Source organism: Mesorhizobium sp. M8A.F.Ca.ET.021.01.1.1, assembly GCF_003998025.1.
In the GTDB taxonomy this organism is placed as follows: domain Bacteria; phylum Pseudomonadota; class Alphaproteobacteria; order Rhizobiales; family Rhizobiaceae; genus Mesorhizobium.
On the sequence record NZ_RZSJ01000094.1, the window covers coordinates 1 to 14170 of the forward strand.

The window sequence follows — 14170 nt, forward strand, 5'->3', positions numbered from 1 at the left end:
TGTCTGGTCCGAGCGGCCAGATCCTGCCGCCGATCAGCGCTTCCCTCGAAATGATCAACGGCGCTTGAGACTCAGGCCGCCGCCAATCCACCGGCCTGCGTTTTCAGGAACGCCTCGCCGCAGGCTTTCGCCAGATTACGCACCCGCAGGATATAACTCTGCCGCTCGGTGACCGAGATCACGCCACGCGCATCGAGCAGGTTGAAGACGTGGCTCGCCTTGATGCACTGGTCGTAGGCTGGAAAGACCATTTTGTGCATCGGCAGATTGTCGTTCGATGCCGGCGCGCCGGCCTCGAGCAGCGCCTTGCACTCGGCTTCGGCGTCCTCGAAATGCCGAAGCAGCATCGCCGTGTTGGCGTATTCGAAATTGTGGCGCGAATATTCCTGCTCGGCCTGCAGGAACACGTCGCCATAGGTGACCTTGTCGGCGCCTTCGCGGCCGTTGAAGTTGAGGTCGTAGACATTGTCGACGCCCTGCACATACATGGCCAGGCGCTCCAGGCCGTAAGTGAGTTCGCCCGCCACCGGCGCGCATTCGATGCCGCAGACCTGCTGGAAATAGGTGAACTGCGATACTTCCATGCCGTCGCACCAGCATTCCCAGCCGAGACCCCAGGCGCCCAGCGTCGGGCTTTCCCAGTCGTCCTCGACGAAGCGGATGTCGTGCAACAGAGGGTCGACGCCGATCGCCGCCAGCGAGCCGAGGTAGAGATCCTGCAGGTTCGGCGGATTGGGCTTCAGGATCACCTGGTACTGATAGTAATGCTGCAGCCGGTTGGGGTTCTCGCCATAGCGGCCGTCCTTGGGACGGCGCGAAGGCTGGACGTAGGCGGCGTTCCAGCGCTTTGGTCCGAGTGCGCGTAGCGTCGTTGCTGGATGAAACGTGCCGGCGCCAACCTCCATGTCATAAGGCTGCAGGATGACGCAGCCATAGGCGGCCCAATAATTGTGCAAGGTCAGGATCAGCCCCTGGAACGAGCGGCTGGGGTGCATATGGGCTGGGATTTCAATCGTCACGATGGCCTCGGCGACACAGGCTAGCTAACGGCCACGTCCTAGAGACACGGCGGCGAAGCGTCAAGCAAGGCGCGTCCGATGCGGGCCGCCGTGAGCATGCCGGACGATGTTGAAACGTTGCCCAGCGACTGGCCCATTGCCCGCCGCCACGGTCCGCGATCCAATTCGACAAAGCATCCGCTTCAAGCACAGCAGGTTCAGCCATGCTCAGCCCGATCATCATCCGCCCCGTCACGCGCCGCGATTTCGAGCAGTGGCTGCCGCTGTGGGACGGCTACAACGCGTTCTATGGCCGTTCAGGCGAGACGGCGCTGGCGAGCGAGATCACCGCAATGACATGGTCGCGCTTCTTCGACGCCTATGAGCCGGTCCATGCGCTGGTCGCCGAGAGCGGGAGCCAGTTGCTTGGCCTCGTCCACTACCTGCTCCACCGCAGCACGACGGCGATCGCACCGAACTGCTATCTGCAGGACCTTTTCACCAACGAGGCCTCGCGCGGCAAAGGCATCGGCCGGGCGCTGATCGAAGGCGTCTATGAGCGCGCCCGGACGGCCGGTTCCGGCCGAGTGTACTGGCTGACGCATGAAACCAATCACACGGCGATGAAGCTCTATGACAAGGTCGGCGAACGCTCGGGCTTCGTCGTCTATCGAAAGATGTTCTGAGGACGCTCCAGCGCGTCGCCGCGTCTTCTGGGGACGCCATGCGCCTGTCCAACGAAAACGGGGCTCCGAAGAGCCCCGTTCGCATGTCAAAAAGGCGATTTTCACCCCTTCGGGGCGGGAACCGGCTCTGGCTTGACCTTCGGGGTTTCCTGCGCCGTGTTGGACTCGATTGGCGGCAGGCCCTTCATCAGCTTCTGCTGCAAGGTGGCCAGCACATCGGGATCGGGCTTCAGGTCGCGGGCCTGGTTCCACTGGAAAGTCGCTTCCAGCTTGCGGCCGACGCGCCAATAGGCGTCGCCGAGATGGTCGTTCAGAACCGGATCTTCCGGCTTCAGCGAGACCGCGCGTTCCATCTCGCGCACCGCGTCATCGAAGCGGCCGAGACGGAAATAGGCCCAACCCAGGGAATCGACGATGTAGCCATCGCTCGGCCTGAGATCGACGGCCTTCTGGATCATCTCCAGGCCTTCCTTCAGGTTGGTGTTCATGTCGACCCAGGAATAGCCGAGATAGTTCAGCACCTGCGGCTGGTCTGGCTGCAACTCCAGCGCCTTGCGGAAATTCGGCTCGGCCTTCGGCCATTCCTTCAGCCGCTCATAGGCGATGCCGCGCTGGTAGAAGATGTTCCAGTTGGCAGCGGTCGGCGTCTTCAGCACCTCGACGGCCTTGTCGTAGAGATTGGCGGCGGAGCGGAAATCATCCTTCGAGGAGTAGACACCGCCGAGCGCCAGATAGGCGCGCATGTCGTCGGGATGGGCTTCGACGAAGGCCTTGAGATGCGTGATCGCCTCGTCATGGCGGTCGAGATCGGCAAGGTTGAGGCCAAGCTGCAGGTCCGAAATCTCCTTCAGCGGCGAAGAGTCGGGGATACGCCGATAGAGCGCGATGGCGCCTTCGCCGTCCTTCAACTGTTCGGCGACGGCGGCGAGCTGCACCAGGGCCGCGTCGCTGTCCGGCTTCAGGGCCAAGGCATATTGCAAATACAGGCGCACGAACGGCTCGCCGCCGCCACGGTTGAGCGCGGTGGCAAGATCGAGCAGGATTTCGGACGCACCGTCGGACGGACCGGACACGAAGGGCGCGATTTTGTCGCCCTTGCTGATCCTGGCGCGCAGGGCGACGATTTCCAGCTTGCCCGGCGAAAATGCCTCGGCCTGGTCGAGCACCGAGATCGCCTTGGCCTTGTCCCCCTTGCGGGCCAGGAACGAGGCATAGGCCTGCGCGTTGCGCATCCAGGTTTCAGGCGCCGCACCGCCGGCGGCGGTATCCTGCATCGTCGCGGCGTAGATCGCCTCCGCCTTTTCAGGCATGTTGGCGGCATCGGCGATCAGGGCGCGGTGGAAGGATTTGAACAGACCGAACCAGTCCGGCCCCTGCAGCTTGTCGATCGAAGCCATCGCTTCGCTGGCCTGGCCGGCACCTTGTTCGGCCCAGCCGGACATGACGCCGGAGATCAGCCGGTCGAGATCGGATTCCAGCGACAGCTTCAGCCAGTACTGCGCCTTGGTGAAATCCTTCTTGTGGAAGGAATCGACCGCCAGCGCCAGGCGCGAGAAGCGCTCGACATCGGGCACTTCCTTGAGCTTGTCGGCATAGACCAGCGATTCGTCGAAGCGGCCTTGCGCGATCAGCGACAGCATCAGGCTCTGCTGCAGTGCGGTGTCGCTCGGATTGAAAGCCAAGGCCTGCTTGTAGTACGCGATGGCGCTGTCGAGGTCGTTGTCGCCTTCGGCGATCCGGGCAGCCAGGTAGGCGCCCGAGAACGACGAGATCTTGACCGGTTCGGTTGATTGCTTGGCATAGGCCGGCAAAGCCGAGATCGCCATGCCCGTCACAATTGCCAGCCTTGTCAGCCAGCGCGCACGTCCTTGCTGCATCATATCCCTTTCAGCCAGGCGCCATCTCCGCGTCAGCGGGATCGACCCAGACTCGATCTTTCCGGGCAAAGCATGGCCTTTTTGGGGTCGCGCTTCAATCTACCCGAAATTCACAATCGGGTCACCCGATTAACAAACCATGGCTAAATGGGACAGTTTTGCGCGTCAACAGGCCGTTGCAGCCGCGTATCGCGATAACCACCGCTTGCCACCGCGCCGCACAGCCCGTTCCATTCGCAGCCCACGCAAGCCTTGCGCACGTGGCCGGCCGAAAACGCCTGCCGTAGCCGCATCAGGATCGTGGCATCGAGATCGAGGCGGACGCCGTCACGGATCGGCCGAGCCAGCAGCGCTTCCACGTCATCCCTTGCCTGCCGGTCTCGCCCGGCCGCGCTGTCGCGCAAGCAGTGCGGATCCGGCTCGCCAAGCAACGGGGCGCAGATGTCGTCCGGTCCGGTAACGAGGAGGATGTCCTCGCCCCGGCTCAGGCGCTCCGCGATCCCGTCATAATTGGCGGTGAAAGCGGGACTGTATCCCTTGCCCACATAGGTGAGCAGGCAAAGGAGATGATGGGCGCGAAGCCTGATCGTCACGGCGTCGGCAGGTTCATCTTGCCGCGCGGAAGCGCCATCAGCGTCGCGGCGCCAAGCGCCGACTTCAGCAATCCGCCGACGATGAACGGCACGAAGCCGAGGGTGATGGCCTTCTCGGCGCCGATCATGACGGCAAGCCAGGCCGTTCCGAGCACCAGGCAGGCAAGATTGCCGAGCAGCATGGCAATAAAGGCGAGCACGACCCTGTTGCCGTTCCAGCCGCGTTCGGCCAGCCAGCCGACAAGCGCGCCGACAACCGGGAAAGCGAAGAGATAGCCGCCCGTAGGGCCGACGAAGTGCTGCATGCCGGCAGCTCCCCCGGCCAGGACAGGAAAGCCGACAGCGCCTTCGACCAGCCAAGCGGCGATCGTCACCGCGCCAAGCCGCCAGCCATAGAGTGCGCCGATCAACGTCACGGCGAAGGTCTGCATGGTCACCGGAACCGGCACCATCGGCACCTCGATGTAGGAGGATAGCGCCAGGAAGAGCGTGCCAAGCACGACGGCGCCGGCCTGCCAGCCGACCGATCGCTGCTGGAGGCGCAGCGGGCTGAAGGACGGTCTTGCGGACGAGAATGCGAGGTTGGTCATAGGCTTCCCTTCAATCGATCCAAAATTATAGATAATTTCTGCATTCGATCTATTATCGAATCCACATTTTTGGATCTTTAGCAAGCCTGAGCTCGGAAAAGGTCGCTTAACCCACGATCGCGAAAGCTTCGCGCGTGGCGCCGGACGCTGTCCTGATCGGCTTGCGACCAATCCATTGGACATGCCGTCCCAGTGTTGCCGCGGCCGATTCGGCGTTGCCCTGCCGCAAGGCGGCGAGGATCGCCCGGTGGTCCTGATCGGTGCGCGTCTCCCATTCCGAGCGCCATGCCGCGAACAGGAAGCGGGCGCTTGCCGCGTGGAGGTCGTCGATGGTGGCAAGCAGGCGCGGCATGCCGCATGGTGCGAGGATCAGCCGGTGAAAGGCACGATTGGCCTCCTCCCACGACCTGACGTCGCGGGATTTGTCGCCGGCCTTGGTCGCCTCCTCGGCCTGGTCGAGAATGGCCGAAGTCAGGTGCGGCGCGGCGTGGCGCAGTGCCAGCACTTCGAGTGCGGCCCGCATTTCGGCGACTTCCTTGACCTCGCCCAGATCGAAGGCAGCGACGCGCACGCCACGGCGCGGCTCACTGACGGCCAGGCCCTGCGCCTCGAGGCGGCGGAACGCCTCGCGCACGGGGACATGGCTGGTGTTGAATTCCTCGGCGACATGATCCTGCCGCAGCCTCGCCCCCGGCTCGATCGCGCCGGAGATGATGCGGTCCGCCAGTACCTTGCTGATGCGCACCGCTATGGTGTCGTCCGTGCCCTTTGCCATGATTTATAGATAATTTGCGGCAAGGCCGCTTGTCGAGACGGAAGGGGCGAATTCACAGGCGTCTCTCCACTGGCGCAACCGATAGGAGCCCCGTGAAAGCCGGTCTTCTCAGTTCACCCGGCTGATGCAGAAGTCGATGACATCGACCAGCGCCGATTTCTGCGGTGTCTCTTCCAGCGGCGCCAGCGCGTCGCGGGCGATCTCGCCGAAATGGCGGGCGCGCCCGATGGTGTCGGCAATGGCGCCGTGGCGGGTCATCAGGCCGATCGCCTTTTCCAGCCCGGCGTCATCGGTGACATTGTCCTCGATGGCACGCTTCCAGAAGGTGCGTTCGGCCTTGCTGCCGCGCCGGTAGGCGAGGATGACCGGCAAGGTGACCTTGCCCTCGCGGAAATCGTCGCCGACATTCTTGCCGAGATCCTTGCTGGTGCCGCCATAGTCCAGCGCGTCGTCGATGAGCTGGAAGGCAAGACCGAGATTCATGCCGTAGGAGCGCAGCGCCGCGCGATCGTTGCGGGTCGCCTGGGCGATGACCGGGCCAACCTCGGCGGCGGCCGAAAACAGCGCGGCGGTCTTGGCCTTGATGACGGCGAAGTGCTCGTCCTCGGTGGTCTCGAGGTTCTTGGCGGCGGCGAGCTGCATCACCTCGCCCTCGGCGATGATGGAGGCGGCGCTCGACAGTATGTCGAGCGCTTCGAGCGAGCCGACATCGACCATCATGCGAAAGGCCTGGCCGAGCAGGAAGTCACCGACCAGAACGCTGGCCTGGTTGCCCCAGATCATGCGGGCGGTCTTCTTGCCGCGCCGCATGCCGCTTTCATCGACGACGTCGTCGTGCAGGAGCGTGGCCGTATGCATGAACTCGACCGAAGTGGCGAGCTTGACGTGGCCCTCGCCGGCATAGCCGAACATCTGCGCCGCGGCCAGCGTCAGCATTGGTCTCAGCCGCTTGCCGCCGGACGAGATTAGGTGGTTGGCAACCTCGGGAATCATCTCGACGTCGGAGCCGGCCTTGGACAGGATCAGCTCGTTGACGCGCCCCATATCGGTCGCCGTCAGATCGATCAGATCCTTGATGGAGGCGGGCTCCCGCTTCCCGTTTTCGATGTTGAGAACGACACCCACGACAATCACTCCCGTCTTGGTATAACGCGTGCGACGGCACCCTTAGTCCCGGCATGGACTCTAGGGCGGCGGACACGGCCACGGCAAGTGGCGAATTGGCGCGGCGGCGGCGACAGCGTGTCAACGCCGGGAAATGCGGGAATGCGGCCGCACGTTTACATGCACGCCGCAACCTGCGAGTTTCTTGCGATGATAGAGCTCATCCGCACCAACGACGCCGTCATCATCTCCTTTGTCGAATCGCTGATGCGCGATGCCGGCATCGGCTGCTTCGTCGCCGACCAGAACATGAGCGTGCTCGACGGCTCGCTCGGTATCCTGCCGCGACGCGTCATGGTCGATGCCGACCAGGCCGACGCAGCGCGCCGCATCCTGACCGATGCCGGCATCGCAAACGAGATCCGGGGGAAATAATGTCGGCCGCGCCAGCCGCCCTTGCCACGGATACGCCGGCCCATACGGTCGACGCCTTCCACCGCGGCCGGTTCTGGCTGGTGCAGCCCAAGCATGGCGGCCATCGCGCCGGGATGGATGCGATGATGCTGGCCGCGTCCGTGCCATCCTCCTTTGGCGGACGGCTCGCCGATTTCGGAGCCGGCGCGGGTGCTGCCGGTCTGGCGGTGCTGTCGCGCTGTCCAGGCGCCCAGGCTGTGCTGGTCGAACGCGCGCCCGAGATGGCGGCCTTCGCGGCGGCCACGCTTGCCCATCCCGGCAACGCGCATCTCAGCGATCGCGCGGCCGTGCTTGTGGCCGATGTCACCGTGTCGGGCCGGGCCCGGGCCGCCACCGGCCTTGCCGACAATGATTTCGACTTCGTCATCATGAACCCGCCTTTCAACGCTGCACGGGACCGCGCCACTCCCGAGCAGCTAAGAAAGGAAGCCCATGTCATGGAGGACGGGCTGTTCGAAAATTGGATCCGCAGCGCGGCGGCGGTTGTCAGGCCGCGCGGCGGGCTTGCCGTCATCGCCCGGCCCGAACAGCTCGGCTCCATTCTCGACGCGATTTCAGGCCGCTTCGGCGAAGCCGAGATGCTCGCCGTGCACCCTCGCCCGGACGCTGCGGCAATCCGCATTGTCGTGCGGGCAGCACTTGGGGCACGGGGAAAGCTCGCCATCCGTCCGCCCCTGATGCTTCACGCGCGATCGGGCAACGGCCCCGACGAGCGCAGCGAAATGATCACCAACGGGCTCGCCTCGCTGTTCGGAGATTGAGCTGTTCGCGGCCCTGCACATTGCCGTTGGCCGGGAAATCCCTACATGCCTGCAACCACCGCCGGAGACCACGTCATCGTGAAACGTCTTTTCAACCGTCTGCTGCCGAAGTCCTGGCGCTCCACCGTCGTCACCGTTCCGGTCATCCGGCTGCACGGCACCATCATGGCCGGCGGCGGCCAGTTCCGGCCGAGCCTGTCGCTTGCTTCCACCGCCGGACTGATCGAAAAAGCGTTTTCCTTCGACGCGCCGGCGGTCGCGATCTCGATCAACTCCCCCGGCGGCTCGCCGGTGCAGTCGCGGTTGATCTTCAAGCGCATTCATGACCTTGCGGTCGAGAAGAATAAAAAAGTGCTGGTCTTCGTCGAGGATGTCGCGGCCTCCGGCGGCTACATGATCGCTGTCGCCGGCGACGAGATCTTCGCCGACCCATCGTCCATCGTAGGCTCGATCGGCGTGGTGTCGGCCTCGTTCGGTTTTCCGGAGCTGATGAAGAAGATCGGCATCGAGCGGCGCGTCCACACCGCCGGCCAGAACAAGGCGGTGCTCGACCCGTTCAAGCCGGAGAAGAAGGAAGACGTCGAGCGGCTGAAAGCGCTGCAGCTCGAAGTGCACGAGACTTTCATCGATCTGGTCAAGGAGCGGCGCGGCACGAAGCTCAAGGACGATCCGGATCTGTTCACCGGGCTGTTCTGGACCGGCAAGCGAGGCCTGGAACTCGGCCTCGTGGATGCACTCGGCGACATGCGCACGGTGCTGAAGACCCGCTTCGGGCCGAAGACCCAGCTCAGGCTGGTCTCGGCGCCGCGCGGTTTCCTCGGCCGCTTCGGCCTGTTCGGCTCGAACAAGGGCTTTTCAGCGCCCGATATCGCCGCGGCTGCCGCCAGCGGCGTCATCGATGCGGCGGAAGAGCGCGCATTGTGGGCGCGCTTCGGGCTTTGAAAAAGCCATGAAAGCGTCTAGCATGGTTGCCCGAAAGACCCGACCGGCCGCCCTTACCGGCCCAGCGTGGTAGGAGTTTTGACATGCCGCAGCTCATTTTCTTCGCCGTCGTCGGCGTCGCCGCCTATTTCGGCTACCGCACCTTCCTGCGCGAGGCCGAGCGCGTGACGGCCAAGGTGCGGCGGACCGAAAAACAGGCGGCCAACGGCGCGATGGGAACGCTGGTCAAGGATCCGAAGACCGGCGAATACCGGCTGGCCAAGGACTGACCCTCATTTCACTCGCAATAGAGACTGTGGAATCCGGTCCGCGTGTCCGGACCTGGGCGGCACCCGCCAAGATAAATCTTGCTTTGCACGTCACCGGCAGGCGCCCCGACGGTTACCATCTCATCGAAAGCCTAGCTGTGTTCACGCGCTTTGGCGACAGGATCGAGATCGCGCCGGCTGAAGCCGACGATTTCAGCGTGTCCGGCCGCTATGCGGCGGACGTCCCGCTCGATGGCGGCAATCTGGTGCTGAAGGCACGCGATGCGTTGCGGCAGGCCGCCGGCATTCGGAGCACGCCGCCCGTGACCATCAGGCTCGAAAAGAACCTTCCGGTCGCGTCCGGCGTGGGCGGAGGGTCGAGCGACGCGGCGGCCGTGCTGCGCGGGCTGGCGGAGAGCTGGGGCCTGGACATCGACAGCACCGAACTGGCGCGGATCGGTCTTTCGCTAGGCGCCGACGTGCCGATGTGCCTGGCGGCAAAGCCGCTGGTGGCGCGCGGCATCGGTGAGGAGCTGTCGATGGTGCCGGATTTTTCGGCGCTGGGTCTGGTGCTGGTCAATCCGGGAACGCCCGTCTCGACAGCGGAAATCTTCGCTTCACTGTCCCGTCGCGACAATGAGCCACTGCCGCCGCTGCCGCGCAGCATCGAGTTTCACAGCCTGCGCAACTGGCTGGAGGTGACCCGCAACGATCTCGAGCAGCCAGCCCTTGCGATGCAGCCCACCATAGGCAGGGCGCTTTCATGGCTTGATAAGGCTGGATCGGGTTTTTCACGAATGTCCGGATCGGGCGCGACGTGCTTCGGCCTGTTCGAGACCGGCAATGTCGCCAAGCGCGCGGCGGCCGAGATCCGCGGCCGCCAGCCCGATTGGTTCGTCGCGGCAACGCGTAGCATGGCGTCGGAGGCTGAGTGAGATGGCCAGGATTGACGAGAGCCGTGCCTTCATTCCGGTGCGCATCGCGGTGCTGACGGTTTCCGACACACGCAGCCTCGCCGAGGACAAGTCCGGCCAGACGCTGGCCGATCGCATCACCGCGGCCGGCCACATCCTGGCCGGCCGCGACATCGTCACCGACGACCGCGAAAAGATCCGCGACACCGTCCTGGCGTGGTCGCGGGACAAGGCCATCGACGTCGTGATCACCACCGGCGGAACCGGCTTCACTGGCCGCGATGTGACGCCCGAGGCGCTGGAGCCGATTTTCGAAAAGCGCATGGACGGCTTTTCGGAAGTGTTCCACCGCATCTCCTACGACAAAATCGGCACCTCGACGATCCAGAGCCGGGCGACCGGCGGCGTCGTCAACGCCACCTTCGTCTTCGTGCTGCCGGGCTCGCCCGGTGCCTGCAAGGACGCCTGGGACGGCATCATCGAGGCACAGCTCGACTACCGGCACATGCCTTGCAACTTCGTCGAGATCTTGCCGCGCCTGGACGAACATCTGCGGCGCGGCAAATCAGCCCCTTAAAAAGCCTAGGCAAAGTGCCGACTTCACGCCGTGTTCGCCAGGCAGAACAGCGCAGGGCGCCTTCGAACGGCCATTCCAAACCGGATGCCGGAGACAGTATCTTCGTGGGCGATCCCTACCGTTCACGAGAAGGCAGATATGGCCGTGCAAACTGGAACCATGCACACTGGTGGGTGCCATTGCGGCAATATACGCCTGCGATTTTCGACCGAGCTGGATCCATCGCAAATCGAAGTCCGCGCCTGCCAATGCTCGTTCTGCACAAAGCATGGCGCGCGCGCCGTCGCCGATCCTGACGGCAGGCTGATCATCTCGGTCAAGGACGCAAGGCGATTGCGCAAATACCGGTTCGGACTGGAGACCGCCGACTATCTGATTTGCCGAGAATGCGGCGTCTATGCCGCCGCGATCGCCGGGGAAAATGACGAGGCCAGGGCCATCCTGATCGTCAACGCCCTGGACGATCACAGGGCGTTCACCGGAGAATCGGTCCTGGTCGACTTCGACTGGGAAAACAGAGCTGAGCGGCAAGCCAGGCGTCGCCTTCGCTGGATGCCGGTCGAGATGAGCTTCGCCTGACCTGCCTTCAGCGGATGACCGGCTCGCCATGGAAACGACGGCGCGACGGCTTGGAGACGCCGAAGCCAACTTCCATCATCAGCCGTGGCGTGCGTGCCGGCACCGTGCCCATGTGGAAACCGAAGGGGTCTTCGACGAAGCCGAGGCCAGCCTCTCCGGTCAGGGTCACCGGGCTCTGCTCGCCATACACGTCCAGCACATCCTTGGCGGGATGGCCGACGAGAAGGGTGAGCTGATGCCTTATGGCGCGGCGCCTGTGGCTTCCCCTGACATAGACATGCGGACCGGTCTCGGCGTCGACGGGCTTGAGGTAGAAAAAGAATTTCAACATCCGCCAGTCATCGAGATCGAAATGATACTTGCCGAGCGAGGCAAGGTTCTTGTCGGCGTCGGACGCCTCGCCGGTAGGAAAACTCCACCAGACGCGTGTCGTGATCAGTTTCGCCTGGCCGCCGAGATAGTGCGCGGCGATGTCGAGAAGCAGCGGGTCGCGCTGTATGGCGAGTGCCGCCGGGCAGTCGAGGATGCGTTCGAAATAATGGCCGCTCAGCAATGAGCGGCCAAGGCGCTTTTCGGCTTCGGCATGTTCGCCGGGCACGAATTCGAGCCGGCGGTCGAAATTGCCGTAGCAGGGCGTGCGCCGGGCGAAGCTGGCAATCTCCTCGTGGATATCAGGCGGCAGGATCAGCCCTGAGAACAACCCGTCCGACCGCAACGCGTCGACGACGGCCTCGCGCTGAACGCCCCTGAACATCGTATCCCGGACATTGTCAGCCGGACGAGTGCGCTTCGCGCCCAGCCAATGCATCCGGCGGCCGGGGATGGTACGCGCCAGAACGAACATCGGCAGCCAGGCAGGGTTTTCGCGCAGGTCCTTCAGATAGGTCGGGATGCCCACGGCGATGCGGCGCAGCAGGCTGCCATTGCGTGCAATGGCCTCGAGACTGGCAGTGCCGGACTTGTCAGTGGTCGAAAGGTTCATGGGGATCCTCAAGGGTATGATGCAGCGCCGACGCAATGTCGGAGCCTGCCGTTCCGGCATGACCCAAACCCAATTCACCCGCCTTGTCGGAAAGTTACCCGCGCGTCAGTTTTTGTGCAACGCACAATGGACAGAGCAGCCGCAAAAAATCACCTCTGCCTCGGCGGCGCCGCCCAGATCTCGGCGTCGAGCTTCTTTGTCGCCAGACCGCGCGCCAACGCCTCGGAGCTGCCGGCATTCTTGGACAGAGATGCCGCCTGCCGCTTGCTGATCACCAGGCCGTCGGCGAGCGCACGGTTTGCCGAAAAGACCCGGGCCAGGAACGGCGGACGGCTGCCCCGCGCCCGCGAGAACCGGGCGGCCATTGTCTGCCTGGCGGTATGGGCGACAACCGCGTCGATCCAGCCCTCCACCAGCCTCGCACCCGGTTCGAGAAACAGCAGCCAATCACCCTTGGCCTGGCGAATGCCGGCGGCGATGCCGCCGCTCCCCACATAGTGGCAGCCAGCATGCTCGGCCACGCGATGCGTGTGGTCGGTGGAGCCGGTGTCGCAGACGACGACATCGCGCACCACGCCCTCGACCGCGCCGCCGATCAGCGTCGCCAGCGTGCGGGCGAGACCCTCCTCGTCATTATGCGTTTCGATGAGAACACTGAGCATCATGAGCCGAATAGCGGAAAGCGCTGGCCGACGCCAGTTTTTGCGCCGCACCACAAAAAGTTCTTGCTTTGTTCTCATCAACAAAATAGGAATAATTTCCATGAGCAGAGCGATTCGACAGAACATGGACAGTCCCTGGGAGCGGGCGAAGATGGAACCGATCATGCGCGCCGACATTGCTGCCTTCGGAGCAGGACGAGCCGAAATGGCCAACGCGATGATCGAGCAGAGCGGCATGCGGGTCCGTCCGGACCGCAACCGTGGCCGGTCGGCAGGCATCAATCCGTCCGGCCGGTTCGAACCCGTGAGCCGACATGTCTTCGACGACGGCTGGAGTTCGCTGGAGGAACTGCCCCCGTTCAAGACCGAGGTGCAGGTGGAGAAGCCGCGCACCATCATCACCCGCAACGAATCGCCGGACATCTCCTTCGACCGGTCGATCAATCCCTATCGCGGTTGCGAGCACGGCTGCGTCTATTGCTTCGCGCGGCCGACACACTCGTTCATGGGCCTGTCGCCGGGCCTGGATTTCGAATCCAAGCTGTTCGCCAAGCCGGACGCGGCACGCCTGCTCGACAAGGAGTTGTCGAAGGACGGCTACCAGCCGCGCACCATCGCCATCGGCACCAACACCGATCCCTACCAGCCGATCGAGAAGCAGTACCGGATCATGCGCGAGATCCTCGAAGTGCTGGAGGCACGCGGTCATCCGGTCGGCATCGTCACCAAATCGGCCCTGGTGGTGCGCGACATCGACATTCTGTCGCGCATGGCCGAGCGCGGGCTCGCCAAGGTGGCGCTGTCGGTGACGACGCTCGACCGCATGCTGGCCAGGACGATGGAACCCCGCGCCTCGACGCCGACCAAGCGGCTGGAAGCGATCAGGCAGCTTTCGGATGCCGGCATTCCGGCTTCGGTGATGGTGGCGCCGATCATTCCGGGCCTGACCGACCAGGAGATGGAACGCATCCTCGACTCGGCACACCATGCCGGAGCGCGCGAAGCTGGCTATGTGGTGCTGCGCCTGCCGCTGGAGGTCAGCCCGATCTTCAAGGACTGGCTTCTGCGCCACTATCCCGACCGCTATCGCCACGTCATGTCGCTGATCCGTTCGATGCGCGAAGGCAAGGACTACGATTCGGAATGGGGCAAGCGCATGAAGGGCGCCGGCCCCTATGCCTGGCAGATCGGCCGGCGCTTCGAAATCACCGCCAAGCGGCTCGGCCTCAATGCGGAGCGACGCACGTTGCGGACTGACCAGTTCGTGGCCGCCGGCAAGGACCAGGAGCAGTTGATGCTGCTCTGAAAATTGAAAATCGCCGCGGCTGTTCATGACCGCTGCGGCCAATAATCCCGTCCGGCCTGCCCCGGCCTGCAGACGGTGCCCTCCCGGTCCGGCGCCCCACCC

17 protein-coding genes are annotated in these 14170 nt (G+C 64.1%); 9 read left to right on the forward strand and 8 right to left on the reverse strand.

The features are described 5' to 3' along the window. Positions 1-71: 71 nt before the first annotated feature. Positions 72-1019, reverse strand: a complete 948-nt coding sequence (locus EOA36_RS10505; protein ID WP_127277500.1) for a glycine--tRNA ligase subunit alpha — start codon at positions 1017-1019, stop codon at positions 72-74. Positions 1020-1222: 203 nt separating this feature from the next. Here EOA36_RS10505 and EOA36_RS10510 point away from each other — a divergent pair, with 203 nt between their 5' ends. Continuing rightward, positions 1223-1684: a GNAT family N-acetyltransferase gene (locus EOA36_RS10510; RefSeq protein WP_127277503.1), complete on the forward strand. Its 462-nt coding sequence runs from the start codon at positions 1223-1225 to the stop codon at positions 1682-1684. A 101-nt stretch (positions 1685-1785) separates the two neighbouring features. On the opposite strand, the gene EOA36_RS10515 is transcribed toward EOA36_RS10510, so the two are convergent. From EOA36_RS10515 to EOA36_RS10535, 5 genes are all read right to left on the reverse strand, one after another. Continuing rightward, positions 1786-3561: a tetratricopeptide repeat protein gene (locus tag EOA36_RS10515; protein ID WP_127277505.1), complete on the reverse strand. Its 1776-nt coding sequence runs from the start codon at positions 3559-3561 to the stop codon at positions 1786-1788. 143 nt (positions 3562-3704) lie between these two features. Continuing rightward, complete coding sequence (locus EOA36_RS10520; protein WP_127277508.1) at positions 3705-4154, reverse strand: DUF1284 domain-containing protein; 450 nt, start codon at positions 4152-4154, stop codon at positions 3705-3707. Next, a complete protein-coding gene (locus tag EOA36_RS10525) occupies positions 4151-4744 on the reverse strand; it encodes a biotin transporter BioY (protein WP_127277510.1) in 594 nt (197 codons plus the stop codon). The genes EOA36_RS10520 and EOA36_RS10525 overlap by 4 nt, the downstream gene beginning before the upstream one ends. 106 nt (positions 4745-4850) lie before the next feature. Then, positions 4851-5519, reverse strand: a complete 669-nt coding sequence (locus EOA36_RS10530) for a GntR family transcriptional regulator (protein ID WP_127277512.1) — start codon at positions 5517-5519, stop codon at positions 4851-4853. A 108-nt stretch (positions 5520-5627) separates the two neighbouring features. Then, a complete protein-coding gene (locus EOA36_RS10535) occupies positions 5628-6644 on the reverse strand; it encodes a polyprenyl synthetase family protein (protein WP_127277514.1) in 1017 nt (338 codons plus the stop codon). Positions 6645-6833: 189 nt separating this feature from the next. On the opposite strand from EOA36_RS10535, the gene EOA36_RS10540 reads away from it, so the two are divergent. From EOA36_RS10540 to EOA36_RS10570, 7 genes are all read left to right on the forward strand, one after another. After that, entirely contained in the window at positions 6834-7058 is a 225-nt protein-coding gene (locus EOA36_RS10540) for a DUF2007 domain-containing protein (protein WP_015318845.1), read from the forward strand. After that, complete coding sequence (locus EOA36_RS10545; RefSeq protein WP_127277516.1) at positions 7058-7858, forward strand: methyltransferase; 801 nt, start codon at positions 7058-7060, stop codon at positions 7856-7858. Before EOA36_RS10540 ends, EOA36_RS10545 begins: the two co-directional genes overlap by 1 nt. A 78-nt stretch (positions 7859-7936) precedes the next feature. Then, positions 7937-8800 carry a S49 family peptidase gene (locus tag EOA36_RS10550; RefSeq protein WP_127277532.1) on the forward strand — a complete coding sequence of 288 codons (864 nt, stop codon included), beginning with the start codon at positions 7937-7939 and terminating at the stop codon, positions 8798-8800. A gap of 83 nt (positions 8801-8883) precedes the next feature. After that, complete coding sequence (locus EOA36_RS10555; protein ID WP_127277518.1) at positions 8884-9069, forward strand: hypothetical protein; 186 nt, start codon at positions 8884-8886, stop codon at positions 9067-9069. A 26-nt stretch (positions 9070-9095) separates the two neighbouring features. After that, on the forward strand, positions 9096-9983 hold the full coding sequence (locus EOA36_RS10560) for a 4-(cytidine 5'-diphospho)-2-C-methyl-D-erythritol kinase (protein WP_127277520.1): 888 nt from the start codon (positions 9096-9098) through the stop codon (positions 9981-9983). A 1-nt stretch (position 9984) separates the two neighbouring features. Beyond that, positions 9985-10539, forward strand: coding sequence for a molybdenum cofactor biosynthesis protein B (moaB, locus tag EOA36_RS10565; RefSeq protein WP_127277522.1), 555 nt, complete (start codon positions 9985-9987; stop codon positions 10537-10539). A 138-nt stretch (positions 10540-10677) separates the two neighbouring features. Beyond that, the gene (locus EOA36_RS10570; protein ID WP_127277524.1) at positions 10678-11118 is read left to right on the forward strand and encodes a hypothetical protein; all 441 of its coding nucleotides are present in this window, start codon (positions 10678-10680) and stop codon (positions 11116-11118) included. A gap of 7 nt (positions 11119-11125) precedes the next feature. Here EOA36_RS10570 and EOA36_RS10575 read toward each other — a convergent pair whose 3' ends face one another. Continuing rightward, positions 11126-12100 carry a hypothetical protein gene (locus EOA36_RS10575; RefSeq protein WP_127277527.1) on the reverse strand — a complete coding sequence of 325 codons (975 nt, stop codon included), beginning with the start codon at positions 12098-12100 and terminating at the stop codon, positions 11126-11128. 149 nt (positions 12101-12249) lie between these two features. Next, the gene (locus tag EOA36_RS10580) at positions 12250-12762 is read right to left on the reverse strand and encodes a glycosyltransferase (RefSeq protein WP_127277535.1); all 513 of its coding nucleotides are present in this window, start codon (positions 12760-12762) and stop codon (positions 12250-12252) included. Positions 12763-12913: 151 nt separating this feature from the next. Here EOA36_RS10580 and EOA36_RS10585 point away from each other — a divergent pair, with 151 nt between their 5' ends. After that, positions 12914-14068, forward strand: a complete 1155-nt coding sequence (locus EOA36_RS10585; protein ID WP_127277529.1) for a PA0069 family radical SAM protein — start codon at positions 12914-12916, stop codon at positions 14066-14068. Positions 14069-14170 lie beyond the last annotated feature (102 nt).

Excerpts from the sequence above, each read along its gene's own strand:
- EOA36_RS10515 (WP_127277505.1), bottom strand. The coding sequence starts at position 3,561 with ATGCAGCAAGGACGTGCGCGCTGGCTGACAAGGCTGGCAATTGTGACG.
- EOA36_RS10540 (WP_015318845.1), top strand. The coding sequence starts at position 6,834 with ATGATAGAGCTCATCCGCACCAACGACGCCGTCATCATCTCCTTTGTC.
- EOA36_RS10580 (WP_127277535.1), bottom strand. The coding sequence starts at position 12,762 with ATGCTCAGTGTTCTCATCGAAACGCATAATGACGAGGAGGGTCTCGCC.
- EOA36_RS10575 (WP_127277527.1), bottom strand. The coding sequence starts at position 12,100 with ATGAACCTTTCGACCACTGACAAGTCCGGCACTGCCAGTCTCGAGGCC.
- EOA36_RS10510 (WP_127277503.1), top strand. The coding sequence starts at position 1,223 with ATGCTCAGCCCGATCATCATCCGCCCCGTCACGCGCCGCGATTTCGAG.
- moaB (WP_127277522.1), top strand. The coding sequence starts at position 9,985 with ATGGCCAGGATTGACGAGAGCCGTGCCTTCATTCCGGTGCGCATCGCG.
- EOA36_RS10525 (WP_127277510.1), bottom strand. The coding sequence starts at position 4,744 with ATGACCAACCTCGCATTCTCGTCCGCAAGACCGTCCTTCAGCCCGCTG.
- EOA36_RS10555 (WP_127277518.1), top strand. The coding sequence starts at position 8,884 with ATGCCGCAGCTCATTTTCTTCGCCGTCGTCGGCGTCGCCGCCTATTTC.
- EOA36_RS10530 (WP_127277512.1), bottom strand. The coding sequence starts at position 5,519 with ATGGCAAAGGGCACGGACGACACCATAGCGGTGCGCATCAGCAAGGTA.
- EOA36_RS10545 (WP_127277516.1), top strand. The coding sequence starts at position 7,058 with ATGTCGGCCGCGCCAGCCGCCCTTGCCACGGATACGCCGGCCCATACG.
- EOA36_RS10570 (WP_127277524.1), top strand. The coding sequence starts at position 10,678 with ATGGCCGTGCAAACTGGAACCATGCACACTGGTGGGTGCCATTGCGGC.
- EOA36_RS10585 (WP_127277529.1), top strand. The coding sequence starts at position 12,914 with ATGGAACCGATCATGCGCGCCGACATTGCTGCCTTCGGAGCAGGACGA.